We start from the raw sequence: 18,132 nt of genomic DNA, 5'->3' as shown, positions 1-18,132 counted from the left end.
ATAGCCCGGCCCCCGCACTCGAGCGCGGGGGCCGGGAGATCACAGCGGGGTCAGAAGGCGGACTCGTCCAGCTTCATGATGTCGTTGTCGATGTTCTCCACGACGGCACGCACGCCGGTGATGAGCGGCAGCTTGTTCTTGGCGAAGAACGACGCCACGGCGACCTTGCCCGTGTAGAAGTTCTTGTCCTTCTCCGCCGCTCCGGCGTCGAGCGCCGCCTGCGCGATGGCGGCCTGCTCCAGCAACCGCCAGCCGATGACGAGATCGCCTACGGCGTACAGGAATCGGACCGATCCGAGGCCGACCTTGTACAGCTCCTCCGGGTTCTGCTGCGCGGCCATCAGGTAGCCGGTCAGCGCCGCCGCCATACCCTGCACATCGGCCAGCGCCGTGCCGAGCAGTCCGCGCTCGATCTTGAACTGGTCCGGCCCGCTGTCGACGTACTTCTGGATGAGCCCGGCGACATGCGCCAGCGCCACACCCTTGTCGCGAATGATCTTGCGGAAGAAGAAGTCCTGCGCCTGGATGGCGGTGGTGCCCTCGTACAGCGAGTCGATCTTGCAGTCGCGGATGTACTGCTCGATCGGGTAGTCCTGCAGGTAGCCCGAGCCACCGAGGGTCTGCAGCGATTCGGTGAGCGATTCGTAGGCGCGATCGGAACCGCAGCCCTTGACGACCGGCAGCAGCAGATCGTTGACGCGCTCGGCCAGTTCGGCGTCGATACCGTAATTGGCCTGTGCCACATCGGCGTTCTGGTAGGAGGCGCAGTACATGTACAGCGCGCGCAGGCCCTCGGCGTAGGCCTTCTGGGTGGCCAGCGAGCGGCGCACATCCGGGTGGTGGGTGATGGTGACGCGCGGCGCGGCCTTATCGGTCATCTGCGTCAGGTCCGCACCCTGGACGCGCTGCTTGGCGTACTCGAGGGCGTTCAGGTAGCCGGTGGAGAGCGCACCGCATGCCTTGGTGCCCACCATCATTCGCGCGTTCTCGATGACCTTGAACATCTGCGCGATGCCATTGTGCTTATCGCCGACCAGGTAGCCGACGGCCGGGATATCGCCGCCGAAGGTGATCTCACAGGTGGGCGAGGACTTGATGCCCATCTTGTGCTCGACACCGGTGACCAGCGCGCCGTTCTTCTCGCCGATGGCCATGGTCTCGGGGTCGAAGTGGAAGCGCGGCACGATGAACAGCGACAGGCCCTTGGTGCCCGGTCCGGCGCCCTCGGGGCGGGCCAGCACCAGGTGGAAGATGTTCTCGGCGGTATCGCCGACGTCGCCGCCGGAGATGAAGCGCTTCACGCCTTCGATATGCCAGGTGCCGTCGGGCTGTGCGACGGCCTTGGTGCGGCCCATACCGACATCGGAACCCGCATCGGGCTCGGTGAGCACCATGGTGCCGCCCCAGCGGTTCTCCCAGGCGTACGCACCCCAGCGCTTCTGCTGTTCGTTGCCCTCTTCGAAGATGACCTTGTGCATGAGCGGGCCCATATTGAAGAAGCTGGCCGAGTTGTTGGCGGCCACGATCATCTCCTGGATGCCCCATACGAGGGCGTTCGGCGCGTACACGCCGCCCATCTCCTCGGGCATGCCCAGACCGGAGTAGCCGGCCTCGTTCACCGCGGCGACGGTCTTGCGCAGCAGCTCAGGCACGATGATGGTGTGGTTCGCGGCGTCGAATTCGACCGGCGTGCGGTCACCCTCGACGAAGGATTCGGCGATGGGCCCCTCGGCGAGGCGCACCACCTCGGTGAGCATGTCACGGACGGTCTCGCTGTCGAGATCGCCGTAGGCGCCCTGATCGAGCAGCGCCCCGATTCCCAGCACTTCGAACAAGTTGAACTCGATATCTCGTAGGTTCGCCTTGTAGTGGGACACGGGAATGGCCTCCTCGCCTAGGTCTTCTGGATCAGAGCGAAGTTTGCCGTACGGCCGTCCGGCTACGCCACCGTAGGCTGTGAATATTTGCCTTCGCTTCGCTCCGGCGGGTTCGCGGCCCCCTCAGCCCCATTTCTTCCCTCCCTCCGCTCCTCCGCTGCGCTCCCCCGCTCCACTCGGTCCAGAAACGGGGCGGGCCGCGAACTTGGATGTCACAACATTGTGGGGTGGGTCACAAACCTGAGGTAATCATGCACCTCGCCGGGCAGCGTGGCCGTAGCGGGTGCGCGCTTGCTGTGGAGTAACTGTCATCGGGTTCGCGGGGACGCCCGCGCGCAGATGTTCCCGCAGCAGGCGGCCCGTCATCGGGCCGATGAAATTCTTCGCGACCCGATATTCCAGCCGTTCATTGCTCAGCGCCGTCATGGCCGCGCGCACGGCGGGCGGATAGACGGCGTCGAGCAGACCGGGCTGATCGAATCCGCCGGTGCGGCGCATCCATTCGGGCAGGGAGGCGATGGCGGCGTCGAAGGCCGCGCGGCCGGTGTGCAGCACATCGGCCGCGGCCACCGGGTATTTGTCGAGTTCGACGACATCGGCGCGGGGCCTTGTCGATCTTCGGATAGGCGCGGCATTTGGAGAGATGTACAGAATTCCTGTACGTACAGATATTCTGTACAGTGGAATCATGAAGCAGATCACGTACACCGAAGCACGAGCAACCCTCGCGACCGTCCTGGATACTGTCGTGGACGATGTGGAAGAAGTCGTGGTGACTCGCGCCGGACGCGAACCTGTCGTAGTCGTGTCCCTACGCGAATACGAAGCATTGAAGGAAACCGCGTACCTATTGGGCAACCCCGCCAACGCCCGCCACCTTGCGCGGGGCTTGGAGCAGTGGGAAGCGGGCGGATTCACTCCCCGCGAACCACTTCCGGTGCCGGACGACGAAGCCGAGACCGCATGAAACTCGACTTCGCTGACGAGGCATGGACGGACTACGCGTGGACCGTCGCCAACGACCGACCGTCCGCCCGCAAAATCAACCGCCTCCTCGATGACATCACCGCGAACGGCGAAGCCGAAGGGATAGGGAAGCCGGAACCATTGCGACACAACCTGTCCGGGTGGTGGTCAAGGCGCATCACCCAAGAACACCGACTTGTGTATCGGGTAGCCGACGGCGTGATACACATCCTCTCCTGCCGACACCACTACGAATGAACCGAAACACCCCCAAGGGCGGGGCCGGTGGCGCTCAGCAGCCGTCGGGCCTCCGCGTCGAACTCCGCGAATTCCTGTTCTTTCGGTTGCGCAGCTCACTTCCTTCGTTGACGTGAAATTATCATTCACCAATGTAGGAAATGATCTCCCGATCGCCGCAGAGCACGAAGTTCACATACCGGCCACCGCCCGCGACCAGCCGTTCCACTCCCCGCACACGCTGCTATGGTCGGTGCCCATGGGCACCGAATCGGCTGTACGACCCCGCCAGCGCGCGCGGCATCTCGGGCCCGAACGCCGCCGCCCCCAGGTACTCGACACCGCTCTGCAGATCGCCGCCGACGACGGCGTCGCGGCGGTCACCATCGCCGCGGTCGCCGACCGGATGAAGGTCACCCGCCCGGTCGTCTACGCCTGCTTCGCCGATCGCGTGGAGCTCATCGAGGCCCTGCTACGCCGCGAGGAGGACCTCATGCTGGCGGGGGTGATGGCGGCCCTGCCGCGCCGCCGCGTCGAGGCCGATGAGGCCGTCTTCGTGGAGGGCTTCCGCGCCCTGCTGCACACCGCCACCGCGCGACCCGATGCCTGGCGACTGCTCTACGGCAATCCCGATCCGGCCGTGGCGAGTTCGTTCGGGCGGGGCCGGGAGCTCGCGGTGGAGCGCTGCACCCGGCGGCTGCGGCCCACACTCAAGGCGTGGGGGACCGAAGACGCGGAGCGCAAACTCTCGGCACTGGTGGAATTGTGGGTCTCCGCGGGCGAGGGTGCGGTGCGAACACTGCTGACCGAACCGGGTGACTGGACCCCGGACACGCTCGGCGAATTCGTCGGCGCGGCGGTGTATCGAGCGCTCAGGAACGCCTGAGCAATTCCGCGGCCGCACCGGCAATCCGGTGGCTACGATGGACAACGGACCATCAGTCAGCGGGAGGCGGGCGATGACGTTCTATCGACAGGTGGGTGATGTGCCGCCGAAGCGGCATACCCAGCACCGGGACACCGAAGGCAAGCTCTACTACGAGGAGCTGATGGGAGAAGAGGGCTTCTCCGGCGACTCCTCGTTGCTCTATCACCGCGGATTACCGCCCGCCATAGTGGATTCCAGCGTGTGGGTACTGCCGGAGCAACGCACCTATCCGAATCATCCACTGCGACACCGGCATTTGAAGTTGCATGAACTGTTCCCCGAGGGCAAGCCCGAGCTCACCGATATGGTGAACGGACGGCGACTACTGCTGGGCAATGCCGATGTGCGCATCTCCTATGTGGCGGCACTGCGCGAATCACCGCTGTATCGCAATGCCATCGGCGATGAACTCGTCTATATCGAATCCGGCGGCGGGGTCGTCGAGACGGTCTTCGGGACGCTGCGCGTCCATCAGGGGCATCAGGTGCTGCTGCCGCGCGCCACCACGCATCGCTGGCTGCCGGACGGACCGGAACCCTTGCGCGCCTATATAATCGAGGGCACGGGGCATATCGCGCCGCCCAAGCGGTACCTGTCCAAATACGGGCAGCTGCTGGAGCATTCGCCCTACTGTGAGCGCGATCTGCACGGTCCGGCCGAACCGTTCCAGGCCACCGGCACCGATGTGGAGGTGCTGGTCAAGCATCGTCCGGCCGGTGAAATCGTCGGCACCAGCATGGTTTACGCCTCGCATCCCTTCGATGTGGTGGGGTGGGACGGCTGCCTGTACCCGTTCGCCTTCGATATCGCCGACTTCGAGCCGATCACCGGGCGGGTGCATCAGCCGCCGCCGGCGCATCAGGCGTTCGAGGGCAATAACTTCGTGGTCTGCGATTTCGTCCCGCGCAAGGTGGACTATCACCCGCTGTCGATTCCGGTGCCCTACTACCACTCCAATGTGGACTCCGACGAGATCATGTTCTACTGCGGCGGAAACTACGAGGCGCGCAAGGGATCCGGGATCGGACAGGGTTCGGTGTCGGTGCATCCGGGCGGGTACGCGCACGGCCCGCAGCCGGGAGCGTACGAGCGCAGTATCGGCCTGGAGTTCTTCGACGAATTGGCCGTCATGGTCGATACCTTCCATCCCCTGCAATTGGGTGAGGCCGCACTGGCCTGTGAGGACCCCGGATACGCCTGGACCTGGTCGGGACGCGGACCGTCGGAATGGATTTGAAAGGGTGGATATGAGCAGTCGAGTGCGGATCGAAGTCCCCGAGGGCTCCGGATTCGGCCCGGCACATCTACCGTATTGCGTATTCCGTCCGCTCGGCGAGGAGCCGCGGGTGGGCGCGCGACTGGGTGATGATCTCATCGATCTGGCGGTGGCCCTGGATGATCCGATGTTCGCGCAGCCCAGCCTGAACGCCTTCATGACACAGGGCCCGCAGTGCTGGCGTGAGGTGCGTGAGCTGGTGCGCACCGCCGCGGAGGCCGAATTGCCCGCCGCCGCGGTACATTCGGTCGCCTCGGTGCAGCTGGATCTGCCGGTCGGGATCGGCGACTATGTGGACTTCTACGCCAGCATCGACCATGCCACCGCCATGGGCCGCATCTTCCGGCCCGATGGTGAAGCGCTGCTGCCGAATTGGCGGTATCTACCGGTCGGCTATCACGGGCGCGCGGGCACCGTGGTGGTCTCCGGCACCGAAATCATCCGCCCCGAAGGTCAGCGCCGAACCGATTCCGGTGCACCGGATTTCGGTCCGAGCCGCCGTCTGGATATCGAGGCCGAGCTGGGCTTCCTGGTCGGCGCGGGTTCACCGCTGGGTACGCCCATCCGGACCGACGCCTTCGACGAGCACGTCTTCGGAGTGGCCCTGGTCAATGACTGGTCGGCGCGCGATATCCAAGGTTGGGAGGCGCAACCCCTCGGACCGTTCCTCGGCAAGTCCTTCGCAACCACGCTGTCGGCGTGGGTGACGCCATTGGAAGCCTTGGCGGATGCCCGGATTCCGCTGCCGGAACAGGATCCCGAACCACTCCCCTATCTGTGTGCGAAGGAGCCCTGGGGTCTGGATATCGAGCTGGAGGTGCGCTGGAACGGTCAGCGGGTCTCCACGCCGCCCTTCCGCCGGATGTACTGGTCCCCCGCGCAGATGCTCGCCCATATGACCGCCAATGGCGCCTCCACCCGCACCGGCGATCTCTTCGCCTCGGGCACCATCTCCGGCCCGGAACGGCATGAGCGTGGCTCGTTCATGGAATTGAGCTGGGGCGGAACCGAACCCATCACCCTGGACGGGGTGCAGCGCACCTTCCTGGAGAACGGCGACGAGGTGGTCATCACCGCCACCGCGCCCGCCATCGGGGGCGGACGTTTGAGCCTGGGCGAGGTCCGGGGCCGGGTCGCGGGCTGAGTTCACCGGGCCGGCCCGAAGGCCATATCGCTGATCGATAGCCGACCGATATGGTCATGACCATGGTCACTGTCCATCGCGGCGGCGAGATCGGGAACGCTACCGTTCCGAGGTCTGAGACCTCGGAGGATGCGCGTCAATGTTGACCACTCTTGCCCGGTTCGCCATGTCGCGGCCCCGCGCCGTCCTGGTGGCCGCCCTGTTGCTGATGATTGTGTGCGGTGGCTTCGGCGCCACCGCGAAATCACATATGGTCGGCGGCGGCTACCTCACGCCCGAACTGGAGTCGGTGCAGGCCAATGACTTCATCGACGCGCACTTTCCGGGCGGCAATCCGAACTTCATCGTCATGGTCAGCTCCGACGAGGGGGTGAACGGTCCACGGACGCGGGCCGAGGCACAGCGCATTACCGATCTGCTGAGCCACGACCCGGATGTGACGGGTGTGCAGTCATATTGGACGAGCGCCGCCGCACGGCCCGATCTCGCGACCGCGCTGCGCAGCCAGGACGGCAAGCGCGGACTCATCATGGCCACGGTCACCGGTACCGATACCGAAGTGCAGAACCGGGCGGTCAAGCTCAGCGAGCGGCTCAATGGTGATCGCGACGGGGTGCGGGTGCGGGTCGGCGGAATGGCGGGCACCTTCGCCGATATCAACCATCAGGTCGAGAAGGATCTGATTCTGGCCGAATCCATCGCGGTGCCGGTCTCCGGAGTGCTGCTGGTCCTGGTCTTCGGCAGTGTGATCGCGGCCGGACTGCCACTTGTGGTGGGGCTCTTCGCGATTGCCGCCACCCTGGGAATTCTGCGGTTGATGACGACCTTCATGGAGGTGTCGATCTTCGCGCTCAATATGACCAGCGCGCTGGGGCTGGCCCTGGCCATCGACTACAGCCTGTTCATTGTCAGCCGGTATCGCGAGGAACTCGGCAATGGCCTGGACACCCGCGCCGCCATTGCCCGTTCGATCCAAACCGCCGGGCGCACAGTCGTATTCTCCGGTCTGACGGTGGCGCTGGCCTTGGCCGCGCTGGCGGTGTTCCCGCAGCCGTTCTTCAAATCCTTCGCCTACGCGGGTGTCGCGGTGGTGGCGGCCGCGGTGGGCGCCTCACTACTGCTGCTGCCCGCCGCGCTGATCCTGCTCGGCGATCGGGTGAACGCGTGGGATCTGCGTAAACCGCTGCGCCGCATACTGGGTCGCGGTGAGCCGAAGCCGGTGCCGCCGGAGCAGAGCGGCTGGTACCGCTGGGTCACCACGGTGATGCGGTGGCCGCTGCCGTTCGCACTGGTCACCACCGCCATCCTGCTGCTGCTCGGATCCCCGTTCCTGTCAGCGCATTTCGGCACGCCGGACGATCGCATGATCGGCACCTTCGCCTCCAGTCGACAGGTCGGCGACGCGCTGCGGCAGGACTTCACCGCCAATATGGCTTCGAGTGCGGTGGTGGTGCTGCCCGGATTCCATGGCGCGCCCAATGAGATCGGCGGGTACGCGGCCGCGCTGTCGCAGGTGCCGGGCATTCCGGCGGTCATGTCCGGTGACGGCGTCTTCGTGAAGGGCGCGAAGATGGCTCCCGGTATCGCGCAGATGACCGGACCGGACGGGGCGTACCTCTCGGTGGGCACCAAGGAGGCACCGTTCACCGATGCGGGCAAGGAGCAGTTGGCGCAATTGCGTGCGGTGCCCGCGCCCGGCCCGGTGCTGTTCGGCGGTGCGGCTGCGCTCAATGAGGACACCATGGATTCGGTTCTCACCCGGCTTCCGCTGGCGGCCGGGCTGATCGCGGTCATCACACTGGTGCTGCTGTTCCTGTTCACCGGCAGTGTGGTGTTGCCGGTGAAGGCGCTCATTCTGAATGTGCTGTCGTTGACCGCGACCTTCGGCGCGATGATCTGGATGTTCCAGAACGGGCATCTGGCGGGCGTATTGGGTTTCACCCCGACCGGCAGCGTCGATATCTTCATGCCGATCCTGATGTTCTGCCTGGCCTTCGGCATGTCGATGGATTACGAGGTCTTCCTGCTCTCACGGATTCGCGAGGAGTGGCTGGCCTCGGACCGCAGCCCGGCGGCGAATACCCGATCGGTGGCGCTGGGTGTGGCGCGTACCGGCCGAATCTTCACCGCCGCAGCGGGTTTGATGGCGGTGGTACTGCTCGCGGTGGCCACCTCGCATGTGACGGCCATGAAATTGTTCGGCATCGGCTTGGCGCTGGCGGTCATCGCCGATGCCACCATCATTCGCGGTCTGCTCGCGCCCGCGCTCATGCGCCTGATGAGCACCGGGAACTGGTGGGCACCCAAACCCCTTGCCGCACTGCATAAGCGGATCGGCCTGGAGGAAGAGCCCGCCGCCGAGAAAGACTCCGTGCTCACCCACTGAGTAGGTAGATCCCGGCCAAAAGCACGCCGGGATGACGAGGCGGGCTACGAGTGTGCCCGCCGACCGACGTCGACGACGGTGACGAATCGGGTGAGGTCCGAAGCGAGAGTTTCGACGGTATCGGGATCGCCGCCGTCGTCGTGATGGTGCAGCCAGTCGGCGATGAGTTCGAACATGCCGCCGATGGTCGCCAGGCATAGGGCCAGGCCCTGCCGGTCGGTGAGCGAATCATCCACCGGCCATTGCCGATTGAGGAAATCCGCGGCCCAGCGCCGATTGCTGCGGCGTTTGGCCTCCACCGCGGGTGAGATACCGCCCGCCTCGCCGAAGGTGACCTTGGCCAGCCGGGGGTCGTCGGCGATGGCGTGTACGAACGCGGCGACGAGTACGGGCATGCGCTGCGCCCAGTCCTGGTCGGCGGTTTCCGCGGCGACCTCCGCCACCCGCTGCTGGATCTGTGCGGTGATCTGTTCCAGCAGTGCGGAGTAGCAGGCCTCCTTGCTGTCGAAGTGATCGTAGAAGCCTTTGGTGCCGACATAGGCCCCTTGGCAGATCTGCTCGATCGAGGTGCCCGAATAGCTTTGCCGGGCAAAGAGTTCGGTGGCGGCGGCGAGCAGTTGCCGGCGACGCTGCGCGCTGCGCTCGTCCGCGTCGAGGCCGCGGATCCGACGCCGCGCGGGGGTCCGGTCTGGCGCCGCGGCTGGTTTGCTGCGGGTCATGCCAATACATTAGCCGCAGGCGTTTCAGAAAGGCATCTTGTTGGTAACTCGGCATCGTGTTGTAATCGTCGTCACGTCGATGCGAAGGGAACGGACGTGGCTATCAATGGGGATCGCCGACGACGGGGGTGGCGGCGGTTTACCGCGGCCGCGCTCACGACGGCAATGACGGCATCGGTCGCGATGCTGCTGGGCGGCGCGGGTGCGGCACCGGCCGGCGCGGCGCCGGAACCGCTGAATGTGGATCAGTTCTACAGTGCGCCAGCGGGTTTCGAGTCCACCGTGCCGGGGACGATACTGCGGTCACGGGAAGTGCAGCTGGCGGTGCTGACCGTATTGCCGGTGCATGTGCGTTCATGGCAGTTGCTGTATCGCACCACCGACCTGTTCGGGCAGCCCACGGTCGCGGCCACGACGGTCGCTATTCCGCAGGGGGCCAATACTTCTCACGGTCGGCCGCTGGTTTCGCACCAGTTCTTCTACGACAGCACCGCACCGAATTGCGCACCGTCGTATGTGTTACAGCAGGGTGGTGGACTGCCCGCGCTGGAGGGCATTCACTCCACGGTCGAGTACATGGAGCTGGCGGCGTCCATCAGTCAGGGCTATGCGGTGAATGTCCCTGACTACGAAGGGCTTTACGGGCATCTCGCCGTCGCGAAGGAACCCGGGTACATGATTCTCGACAGCGTGCGCGCGGCCGAGAGCTTCGAACCGCTGGGCCTCCCTGCGTGTCAGGGTGAGGTGAGTCCACCGGCTCGGAGCCAATCGGGTAGATGCAGGGCGAGAGACGGATCGATATTTCATGACCAGGACAAGCACCACGGTGGCCGAAGGCCACAATGGGCGGATGGGTTCTCGAGGGCCGCGTGGTGACGAGCCGAAGCGGCGGCGTGCGTTCAGCGCGGCGGACAAGTTGGCGTATCTGCAGGCCTACGAGCAGGCGATCGAACACGGCGACGGTGGCGGGTATCTGCGGCGAGAAGGGCTGTATTCCTCGCAGATCAGCGAGTGGCGCAAGCAACGCGACGCGGGAGTCCTGTCCGGGAAGAAGCCGGGCGAGAAGGTCGGCAAACTCACCGCCGAGCAAGCCGAAATCGCTCGCCTGACAGCGGAATTGGCGCGTGCGAACAAACGCCTCGTTACCACCGAGGCCGCCCTGGACATCATGGGAAAAGCACACGCTCTCTTGGAATCTCTCTCCGAGAGAGCGGATTCGCAAGAGAAGCGCAGACAGCGCTGACCACCGCGTACACGTCGTTGACCGAGGTCGGAGCCGGAACTCGGCGTGCGGCGGTGTTGACCGGGCTGGTGCGTTCCACCGCGATCCGCCGCCGCAACGCGGCCGCGGGACCGAGTTCGGTTTTTCGGCAACCGGTTTCGGATCCGGTGAACAAGCTCTCCGAGTTCGAGCGCCGCAAGATCTTGGAGGTGCTGGGCAGTCCCGGGTTCGTCGATCTGGCGCCGTTGCAGGTCTTCGCTCAGCTCCTGGACGAGGGCACCTACCTGTGTTCGGTGTCCACGATGTATCGGGTGTTGCGGGAAAACAAGCAGGTCAAGGAGCGTCGAAGGTTGGCGCGCCATCCGAGCAAGGTGTGTCCGGAGTTGGTCGCCACCGCACCGAGGCAGGTGTATTCGTGGGACATCACCAAGCTCGCGGGCCCGGTCAAGGGACAATATTTCGATGCCTACGTGATGATCGACATCTACTCCCGCTATATCGTCGGGGTCCATGTCCACAATCATGAATCCGGTGTTCTGGCAACAGAATTGATGAAGGAGATCTTCGGAGTCCACGGGATCCCGCAGGTCGTGCACGCCGATCGGGGCACCTCGATGACCAGCAAAACCGTCGCCGCTCTACTGGCCGATCTCGAGGTCACCCGCTCGCATTCACGACCGCGGGTGTCCAATGACAACCCCTACTCCGAAGCACTGTTCAAGACCCTGAAATACGGGCCGGAGTTCCCCGAACGCTTCGGATCACTCACCACCGCAAGAGGATTCATGGATTCCTTCGCCGACTGGTACAACCACGAACACCGCCACACCGGCATCGGCCTACACACCCCCGCCGACGTCCACTACGGGCTGGCCACCGACAAGGCCGCCGAACGGGCAGCCGTGCTCGCCCAGGCCCGCGCGCGGCACCCACACCGCTTCGGCACCACAACGACACCGAAGATCCTCGACCTACCCGACACCGCCTGGATCAACCGACCAACCCAAGACACCACCCAGGAGACCGACACGACAGCCGCTTAACACCCGCTGGACTCATCCACCTTGAAAAATTCCGCCTGGACGGCGTCGATACCCCTGTCGCACTGTGGGGTTACTCCGGCGGCGGCATGGGCAGCGGCTGGGCGGCGGAGATGCAACCGAGTTACGCACCCGAGCTGAATGTCAAGGGCATCGCCATGGGCGCGCCCGTCTCCGACGTGGAATCGCTACTGCACGTGAATGGTTCGATGTTCGCGAGCCTGATCGGCGTCGGCATCTCATCGCTGCGCAATGCCTATCCGAAGTTCGCGGACGCGGTCGACCGGTATATGACACCCGAGGGCAGGGCGATCATGGATCGCACCGCGAATCAGTGTCTGGTGCGCAATGTGCTGAATCTGATGTTCACCGACTATCAGCGGATGCTGACCATTCCGATCGCCGACTTCCTGGCACTGCCGGAGGTGAAGGAGGTCTTCGATTCGACTGTGCTGGGCGACAATCCGCCCACTGCGCCGATGATGGTCTACCAGGGCGTCTATGACGAGGCGGTGCCCTGGTACACCAACGATCGCATGGTCCAGCGCTGGTGCGACGGCGGAACCGCGGTCTACTACAAGCGCGATCACCTCAGCGAACACCTCACGCTGACCACGCTCGGCATGGCCGACGCCTTCAATTGGATCAAGTCCCGGCTCGCCCCCGGCGCGGCCGATCCGGTGGACTGCCGCACCGACAATGTGATCACCATGCTCGGCAATCTGGACGCGCTCGCCACCCAGACCGAGATCGGCCTGAACGCGACTTTCGGCGCGCTCGGTTGGCCGATCGGACCACAGGAGCGCTGAACAGACCGCACAGAACTGTATGAATCCCCACTTCGCGGATTTCGGCAACCCGGTAAGGTCGGCGGCGGCATTCAACCATTTGCCAACGGGGGCTCGCACCAGCGGGCTGAGAGGACGGCTAGCCCAATCGCGGGCGGAGCAGGGCCGTCGACCGTATGAACCTGACCGGGTAATGCCGGCGTAGGGAGGATTCGACATATGTCATCGAAACGTGCCACCGGGAGCTCCGCACCCGTCGACACCGTGACCACCGGCCCGATTCAGGGCAGCGTCAAACACTACGAACTCGTCGAGGCCGACGGCGTGACGCTGCGCATTCCGGTGCGGCGGGTCAACCTCACCAACGGTGAGCATTTCGACCTGTACGACACCTCGGGTCCGTACACCGACGACACCGCGGTGATCGATCTGGAGGCCGGGCTGCCTCCGACCCGCGACTCGTGGACCAAGCCGGATGTTCCCGGTCCGCGCACCCAGTTGGCTTGGGCGCGGGCGGGAATCATCACCGCCGAGATGCGCTTCATCGCCGCCCGCGAGGGCGTGACCCCCGAGGTGGTGCGCGAGGAGGTCGCCGCGGGCCGCGCGGTGATTCCGGCCAATCACAATCACCCCGAATGCGAGCCGATGATCATCGGCAAGAAGTTCCTGGTGAAGATCAATGCCAATATCGGCAACTCGGCCGTGAGCTCCTCCATCGCCGAGGAGGTCGAGAAGATGGTGTGGGCCACCCGGTGGGGCGCCGACAACATCATGGATCTGTCCACCGGCAAGAACATTCACGAAACCCGCGAATGGATTCTGCGGAACTCCCCGGTCCCGGTCGGCACCGTGCCGATCTACCAGGCCCTGGAGCAGGTGAACGGCGATCCCACCAAGCTGACCTGGGAGATCTACCGCGACACCGTGATCGAGCAGGCCGAGCAGGGCGTCGACTATATGACCGTGCACGCGGGCGTGCTGCTGCGCTATGTGCCGCTGACCGCCAAGCGCGTCACCGGCATCGTCTCGCGCGGCGGGTCCATCATGGCGGCGTGGTGTCTGGCGCATCATCAGGAATCGTTCCTGTACACCAACTTCCGTGAACTCTGCGAGATCCTGGCCAAGTACGACATCACCTTCTCCCTCGGTGACGGTCTGCGTCCGGGTTCCATCGCGGACGCCAATGACGAGGCCCAGTTCGCCGAATTGCGCACCCTGGGCGAACTCACCAAAATCGCGAAATCCTATGGCGTGCAGGTGATGATCGAAGGCCCCGGCCACGTGCCCATGCACAAGATCGTGGAGAACGTGCGGCTCGAGGAAGAGCTGTGCGAGGAGGCCCCGTTCTACACCCTCGGCCCGCTCGCCACCGATATCGCGCCCGCGTACGACCACATCACCTCGGCCATCGGAGCGGCCATCATCGCGCAGGCGGGGACCGCGATGCTGTGCTACGTGACGCCGAAGGAACATCTGGGCCTGCCCAATCGCGATGACGTCAAGGTCGGCGTGATCACCTACAAGATCGCGGCGCACTCCGCCGATCTGGCCAAGGGTCACCCGCACGCCCAGGACCGCGATGACGCACTCTCCAAGGCGCGCTTCGAATTCCGCTGGCACGATCAGTTCAACCTGTCGCTGGACCCCGACACCGCGCGGGAGTACCACGACGAGACCATGCCCGCCGAGCCCGCCAAGACCGCGCACTTCTGCTCCATGTGCGGCCCGAAGTTCTGCTCCATGCGCATCTCCGCGGATGTCCGCGAGTACGCCGAGAAGCAGGGTCTGACCGATGTCGCCGCCATCGAGGCGGGCATGGCCGAGAAGTCGGCCGAGTTCGCCTCGACGGGCAACCAGGTGTACCTGCCGGTGGTCTGACGGTTACTTCTTATCCGCCGTGAGCGTCCCGCCGATGGCCCAGCTGTCGGTCGGGACCTCCTGGATCCAGACCTGCACGGCCTCGGCCGGGATCTGTAGGGCGTCGACGAAGGCGTCGGTGACGCGGCGTACCAGATCGCGCTTGGGTTCGACGGTGCGGGGACCCTGCTGGATGGTGACGATGGGCATGACTGTTCTCCTCGATTTCGATTGGTGAATTCGATTGGCCACCTCCGGATTTCCGGTTCTTCCGGCGGCGTGAGAACAGTTCACCGCAGTGCGCGCGCCGGGCCGATGGGCAGTGCACGCACGTAGCGATAAGCAATCCTTATCGTGCCGGTGACACCGCGGCCAGCAGTTCGACCAACAGGTTCAGCCGCGGCGAGGCCGCGTCCGCGCGCACCGCGAGGCCGATGGGCAGGGTCATACCGGGTTCGGCGAAGGGGCGGAAAACCACCCGCGGGTTGTGCACCAGGCGCGCGTTCGAGGCGTACACAACCGTCCACATCGGGATGCCGGAGCCGACGGCGGCCAGAGTGTCTTGCAGATTGCCCGCCGCCGGTGCGGACGTGGGCTCGAAACCCGCACGCTGACAAGCGGATAGGACCAGATCCACCAGCGCCGGGTGATTGCGCCGCTCGGTCAGCCGCAAGGGCAAGGCAGCCAGATCGGCAAGGCGCACCGACGACTCCTCGGCCAGCGGATGCCGCGCGGGTAGCGCCACCACGAGCGGATCATCCCAAGCCGGAAGGAAATCCAGCTCGGGATTCTCCGCCGGTTCGGGCGCGCGCACGAAGGCGGCATCCAAGGTCCCGTCCGCCACCTGTTTGACGCGCTCGCGCACAGGCACCCCGACCAACTCGACCCGCACGTGTGGCGCACGCTCGGCAAACCCGTCGAGCACCGCGTCCAGCCGCTCCCCGAGCCCGCTCACCGTCCCGATCCGGAAAACGGCGGCCCGCTCCCCCGCCAGATCGGCGACCGAGGCCCGCGCCTGATCGGCGGCCGCCAGTACGGCGCGCGCTCCCGGCAGGAACCGCAACCCGGCCTCGGTCAGCGCCACCCGTCGCGGAGTCCGTTCCAGCAGTTGAACTTTCAGCGCCCGCTCCAACCGCCGCACCTGCTGACTCACCGCGGGTTGTGCGATATGCAGCCGCTCGGCGGCCCGCCCGAAGTGCAATTCCTCCGCGACGGTCACGAAATAGCGCAGTTGCCGCAATTCCATCCGAGCCTCCTCGATTCCCGTCGCGTTACCGAAACCTATTTGGCCGCAATGGAACCGATGTCGACGGTGAGCTTCGGCTCGCCATCCTCACCGCCCGCGACCGTCCCCGCCGCCGCCACCCTGTCGAGCACGGCCAGCCCGGCCTGATCCACGGTGCCGAATACGGTGTACGTGGGCGGAAGGGTCGAATCGCCGTAGACCAGGAAGAACTGGCTGCCATTGGTGCCGGCGCCGGTGAGCGGATCCGGTCCGGCGTTGGCCATGGCAAGCGTGCCGCGCGGGTAGAGGACCTGCTCGGTCGCGGCCTTTTCGGGTGAGGCGAATACGTCGGTCGGGTATTCGTTCTCGAATTGATAACCGGGACCACCCATTCCGGTGCCGCTGGGGTCACCGCATTGCAACACCTTCAAGCCGGGCGAGGTGGTCATTCGATGGCATTTCGTCGCGTCGTAGTAGTGCTGCGTAGCCAGGCTGATGAAACTGTTGACCGTGCACGGTGATGCGGCGGTATCCAGCGACAAGCCGATCACGCCCAGACCGGTATTCATCTGATACGGCACCCGGCCGCCCGTATTCGCCCGTATGTCAGCGGTTTTCGGCAACTGCGCGGCGATCTGCCGCAGACCCGGTGTGGCGCGGTACGCGCAACTCACCATGGCCGGTTTCTTCTGAACCGGGTTGGGCAACTGCATGATCATGGTCTCGGTCGCCCATGCCGACACGGTGGTCGTGGTGAGCGGCACCGCCTCGGACTCACCTGCGGGCCGGTTCAGGTAGACCACCGCACCGGCCGCGATCACGATGACCGCCACCAGCATGATCGGAACAGTAACCAGCCACCACACCGGCACGTTGACGCCGCTTCGCCGCGGTGCCGGGTGCTGATAGCCGGGCATCGGGCCATTCCCGTATTGCCTCGGCGGATACCCACCCGGCGCGCCGCCCCCCTGCGGATATCCACCGGGTGGGACAGCCCCCTGCGGATACATCCCGGGAGGGAAGGGTCCTTGCGAATAGGCCCCCGGCGGAATGTCCGTTGGCGGAGTGAAGTCCCAGGGGACGGACCCGGGCGGATGGGTTCCCGGCGGCGGGGCCGGAAATTCGCCCTCGGTCATATCGACCGGTTCCTGCGGCGGTGTCCCGGCCGGGTCCTGATTCACGTTGTCCCCTCACTGTCCTACTGGCCGCGAGACTATTCCGGCGAGTAGAAGGTGCCCTTGCCGGGGGTGTGGGGAAGGTTGGTGTCGATGGTGACCTCTACGCGGCCCGGACCGGTCGGCAGGGTTTCGGGGACCCAGAGGGCGTCGGTGGGGCCGAAGGCGGTGCCGTCGCCGAGAGGGACGGGCGGGAAGCTGCCGGAGGCGCCGGAGTCGAGGTTCTTCCAGGACAGGGTGGCCGTGACACCGCAGCCCTGCGCGAGAATCGGCAGGAAGGTGAAATCAGCCCGGATCCAGACAGTTTGCTTCCCGTAGAAGGTGTTCTGCGGATCGTGGAAGGCCAGGACTTGACCGAAACACGGGAACGCGCCGACGCCGGCGGTATTGGCGGGGGTGAAGGTGGTGACCGGGTCGGCCTGGGCGGGTGCGGCCACCGCCAGCAGGGCGGCGGCCGCGACGGGGACTGCGAGCAATGAGCGGAACAAGCGCATCGGAACTCCTCGGGTCGAATCAGGAAACGACTGTCGGGTACGACTTACCTTCGGTGCGACGGCCGTAAACGCTACGCAGAACTAAGGATTCGCGGGGCGGGTTCGGCGAATCAGCGGTTACCGGGTTGCCAGCGATGCGCGAATTCGTTCGGCGCGGGTGGCGGGCCCGGCAGATCACCCGAGCCGGTGAGGCCGTCGAGGAGAAGGGCCAGTACGCGACGGCGGAGTTGGGCGGCGCGGTGTGGGTCGGGCAGGGTGATGGCGGCGCAGGATTCCAGGATGAGCCCCAGATCCGCGGTGGTGATCTCCTTGCGTAGCCGACCGGATTCGCGGGCGCGGCGGACCAGCTCCTCGTTGAGTTCACCGGCACGCATGACCGCGGGCAGGATCGAATCGTCCGGAGTGAAGGTGCCCGCGAGATGCGTTGTCAGCGAATGCACATCGGCGTCGACGACCCGCTCCAGGAAGCCGACGAGCCCCTGCCAACCGTTCGAATCCTCCAGCGCCGCTTCGGCTTCGGCGTTGTACCGGTGCAGCCCGTCATAGCAGAGCGTGCGCAGTAGGTCTTCCTTACTCGGATAGCGGCGGTACAGGGCGCTGATCCCCACCCCGGCGCGCTCGGCCACCGCGGAGATGGGGGCCTTGGGTTCGGCGAGGAAGACATCGCGGGCGGCGGCCAGGATGAGTTCGTCATTGCGGGCGGCCTGCGCCTTGCGTCCGGGCAGACCCCGCTGAGCTGGGGCTTCGACTGACTTCGACATGAATCGAGAATAGCACTTGAACGGAATCATCCGTTCC

18 protein-coding genes and 1 riboswitch are annotated in these 18,132 nt (G+C 65.4%); of the genes, 10 read left to right on the top strand and 8 right to left on the bottom strand.

Annotated features, from left to right (window positions below; translation table 11 throughout):
- Positions 1-50: 50 nt before the first annotated feature.
- Both OHB26_RS13390 and OHB26_RS13385 read right to left on the bottom strand, forming a co-directional pair.
- Positions 51-1,877, bottom strand: a complete 1,827-nt coding sequence (locus OHB26_RS13390; RefSeq protein ID WP_330184491.1) for an acyl-CoA dehydrogenase — start codon at positions 1,875-1,877, stop codon at positions 51-53.
- 249 nt (positions 1,878-2,126) lie between these two features.
- Complete coding sequence (locus OHB26_RS13385; protein WP_330184490.1) at positions 2,127-2,447, bottom strand: hypothetical protein; 321 nt, start codon at positions 2,445-2,447, stop codon at positions 2,127-2,129.
- A gap of 118 nt (positions 2,448-2,565) precedes the next feature.
- Here OHB26_RS13385 and OHB26_RS13380 point away from each other — a divergent pair, with 118 nt between their 5' ends.
- The 6 genes from OHB26_RS13380 to OHB26_RS13355 all read left to right on the top strand — a co-directional run bounded on the left by OHB26_RS13380 (position 2,566) and on the right by OHB26_RS13355 (position 8,814).
- Positions 2,566-2,844: a type II toxin-antitoxin system Phd/YefM family antitoxin gene (locus tag OHB26_RS13380; RefSeq protein WP_330184489.1), complete on the top strand. Its 279-nt coding sequence runs from the start codon at positions 2,566-2,568 to the stop codon at positions 2,842-2,844.
- Complete coding sequence (locus OHB26_RS13375; protein WP_330184488.1) at positions 2,841-3,101, top strand: Txe/YoeB family addiction module toxin; 261 nt, start codon at positions 2,841-2,843, stop codon at positions 3,099-3,101. Before OHB26_RS13380 ends, OHB26_RS13375 begins: the two co-directional genes overlap by 4 nt.
- Before the next feature lie 238 nt (positions 3,102-3,339).
- Positions 3,340-3,966, top strand: coding sequence for a TetR/AcrR family transcriptional regulator (locus tag OHB26_RS13370; RefSeq protein WP_330184487.1), 627 nt, complete (start codon positions 3,340-3,342; stop codon positions 3,964-3,966).
- A 73-nt stretch (positions 3,967-4,039) separates the two neighbouring features.
- The gene (locus OHB26_RS13365; protein WP_330184486.1) at positions 4,040-5,245 is read left to right on the top strand and encodes a homogentisate 1,2-dioxygenase; all 1,206 of its coding nucleotides are present in this window, start codon (positions 4,040-4,042) and stop codon (positions 5,243-5,245) included.
- A 10-nt stretch (positions 5,246-5,255) separates the two neighbouring features.
- Entirely contained in the window at positions 5,256-6,428 is a 1,173-nt protein-coding gene (gene fahA / locus OHB26_RS13360) for a fumarylacetoacetase (protein ID WP_330184485.1), read from the top strand.
- A 139-nt stretch (positions 6,429-6,567) separates the two neighbouring features.
- Entirely contained in the window at positions 6,568-8,814 is a 2,247-nt protein-coding gene (locus OHB26_RS13355) for an MMPL family transporter (RefSeq protein ID WP_330184484.1), read from the top strand.
- Between the two features lie 44 nt (positions 8,815-8,858).
- Here the strand turns inward: OHB26_RS13355 and OHB26_RS13350 are convergent, their stop codons facing one another.
- A complete protein-coding gene (locus tag OHB26_RS13350) occupies positions 8,859-9,533 on the bottom strand; it encodes a TetR/AcrR family transcriptional regulator (RefSeq protein WP_330184483.1) in 675 nt (224 codons plus the stop codon).
- 96 nt (positions 9,534-9,629) lie between these two features.
- Between OHB26_RS13350 and OHB26_RS13345 the strand changes: the two genes are divergently transcribed.
- The 4 genes from OHB26_RS13345 (at position 9,630) to thiC (ending at position 14,461) form a co-directional block, all read left to right on the top strand.
- Complete coding sequence (locus OHB26_RS13345) at positions 9,630-10,409, top strand: lipase family protein (RefSeq protein WP_330184482.1); 780 nt, start codon at positions 9,630-9,632, stop codon at positions 10,407-10,409.
- A protein-coding gene (locus tag OHB26_RS13340) for an IS3 family transposase (protein WP_330185432.1) occupies positions 10,384-11,798 on the top strand; the annotation gives its coding sequence in 2 pieces (ribosomal slippage) (positions 10,384-10,756 and positions 10,756-11,798; 1,416 coding nt in all). Before OHB26_RS13345 ends, OHB26_RS13340 begins: the two co-directional genes overlap by 26 nt.
- Positions 11,741-12,604, top strand: coding sequence for a lipase family protein (locus tag OHB26_RS13335; protein WP_330185629.1), 864 nt, complete (start codon positions 11,741-11,743; stop codon positions 12,602-12,604). Before OHB26_RS13340 ends, OHB26_RS13335 begins: the two co-directional genes overlap by 58 nt.
- Positions 12,605-12,679: 75 nt before the next feature.
- A riboswitch (TPP riboswitch) is annotated at positions 12,680-12,808 on the top strand.
- The gene (gene thiC, locus OHB26_RS13330) at positions 12,803-14,461 is read left to right on the top strand and encodes a phosphomethylpyrimidine synthase ThiC (protein ID WP_330184481.1); all 1,659 of its coding nucleotides are present in this window, start codon (positions 12,803-12,805) and stop codon (positions 14,459-14,461) included. Its footprint overlaps the riboswitch before it by 6 nt.
- A 3-nt stretch (positions 14,462-14,464) precedes the next feature.
- Here the strand turns inward: thiC and dmpI are convergent, their stop codons facing one another.
- From dmpI to OHB26_RS13305, 5 genes are all read right to left on the bottom strand, one after another.
- Complete coding sequence (gene dmpI / locus OHB26_RS13325) at positions 14,465-14,692, bottom strand: 4-oxalocrotonate tautomerase DmpI (protein ID WP_330184480.1); 228 nt, start codon at positions 14,690-14,692, stop codon at positions 14,465-14,467.
- 97 nt (positions 14,693-14,789) lie between these two features.
- Positions 14,790-15,686 (bottom strand): LysR family transcriptional regulator, encoded by an 897-nt coding sequence (locus tag OHB26_RS13320; RefSeq protein ID WP_330184479.1) that lies wholly within the window; start codon positions 15,684-15,686, stop codon positions 14,790-14,792.
- Positions 15,687-15,721: 35 nt separating this feature from the next.
- Complete coding sequence (locus OHB26_RS13315; RefSeq protein WP_330184478.1) at positions 15,722-16,504, bottom strand: peptidylprolyl isomerase; 783 nt, start codon at positions 16,502-16,504, stop codon at positions 15,722-15,724.
- 374 nt (positions 16,505-16,878) lie between these two features.
- Complete coding sequence (locus OHB26_RS13310) at positions 16,879-17,334, bottom strand: hypothetical protein (RefSeq protein ID WP_330184477.1); 456 nt, start codon at positions 17,332-17,334, stop codon at positions 16,879-16,881.
- A gap of 110 nt (positions 17,335-17,444) precedes the next feature.
- Positions 17,445-18,095: a TetR/AcrR family transcriptional regulator gene (locus tag OHB26_RS13305; protein ID WP_330184476.1), complete on the bottom strand. Its 651-nt coding sequence runs from the start codon at positions 18,093-18,095 to the stop codon at positions 17,445-17,447.
- Positions 18,096-18,132: the final 37 nt, after the last annotated feature.

This window comes from Nocardia sp. NBC_01503, from assembly GCF_036327755.1.
Taxonomy (GTDB): domain Bacteria; phylum Actinomycetota; class Actinomycetes; order Mycobacteriales; family Mycobacteriaceae; genus Nocardia.
Note: the sequence above shows the minus strand (reverse complement) of the source record. Positions and strands in the feature narration are given on the sequence as shown.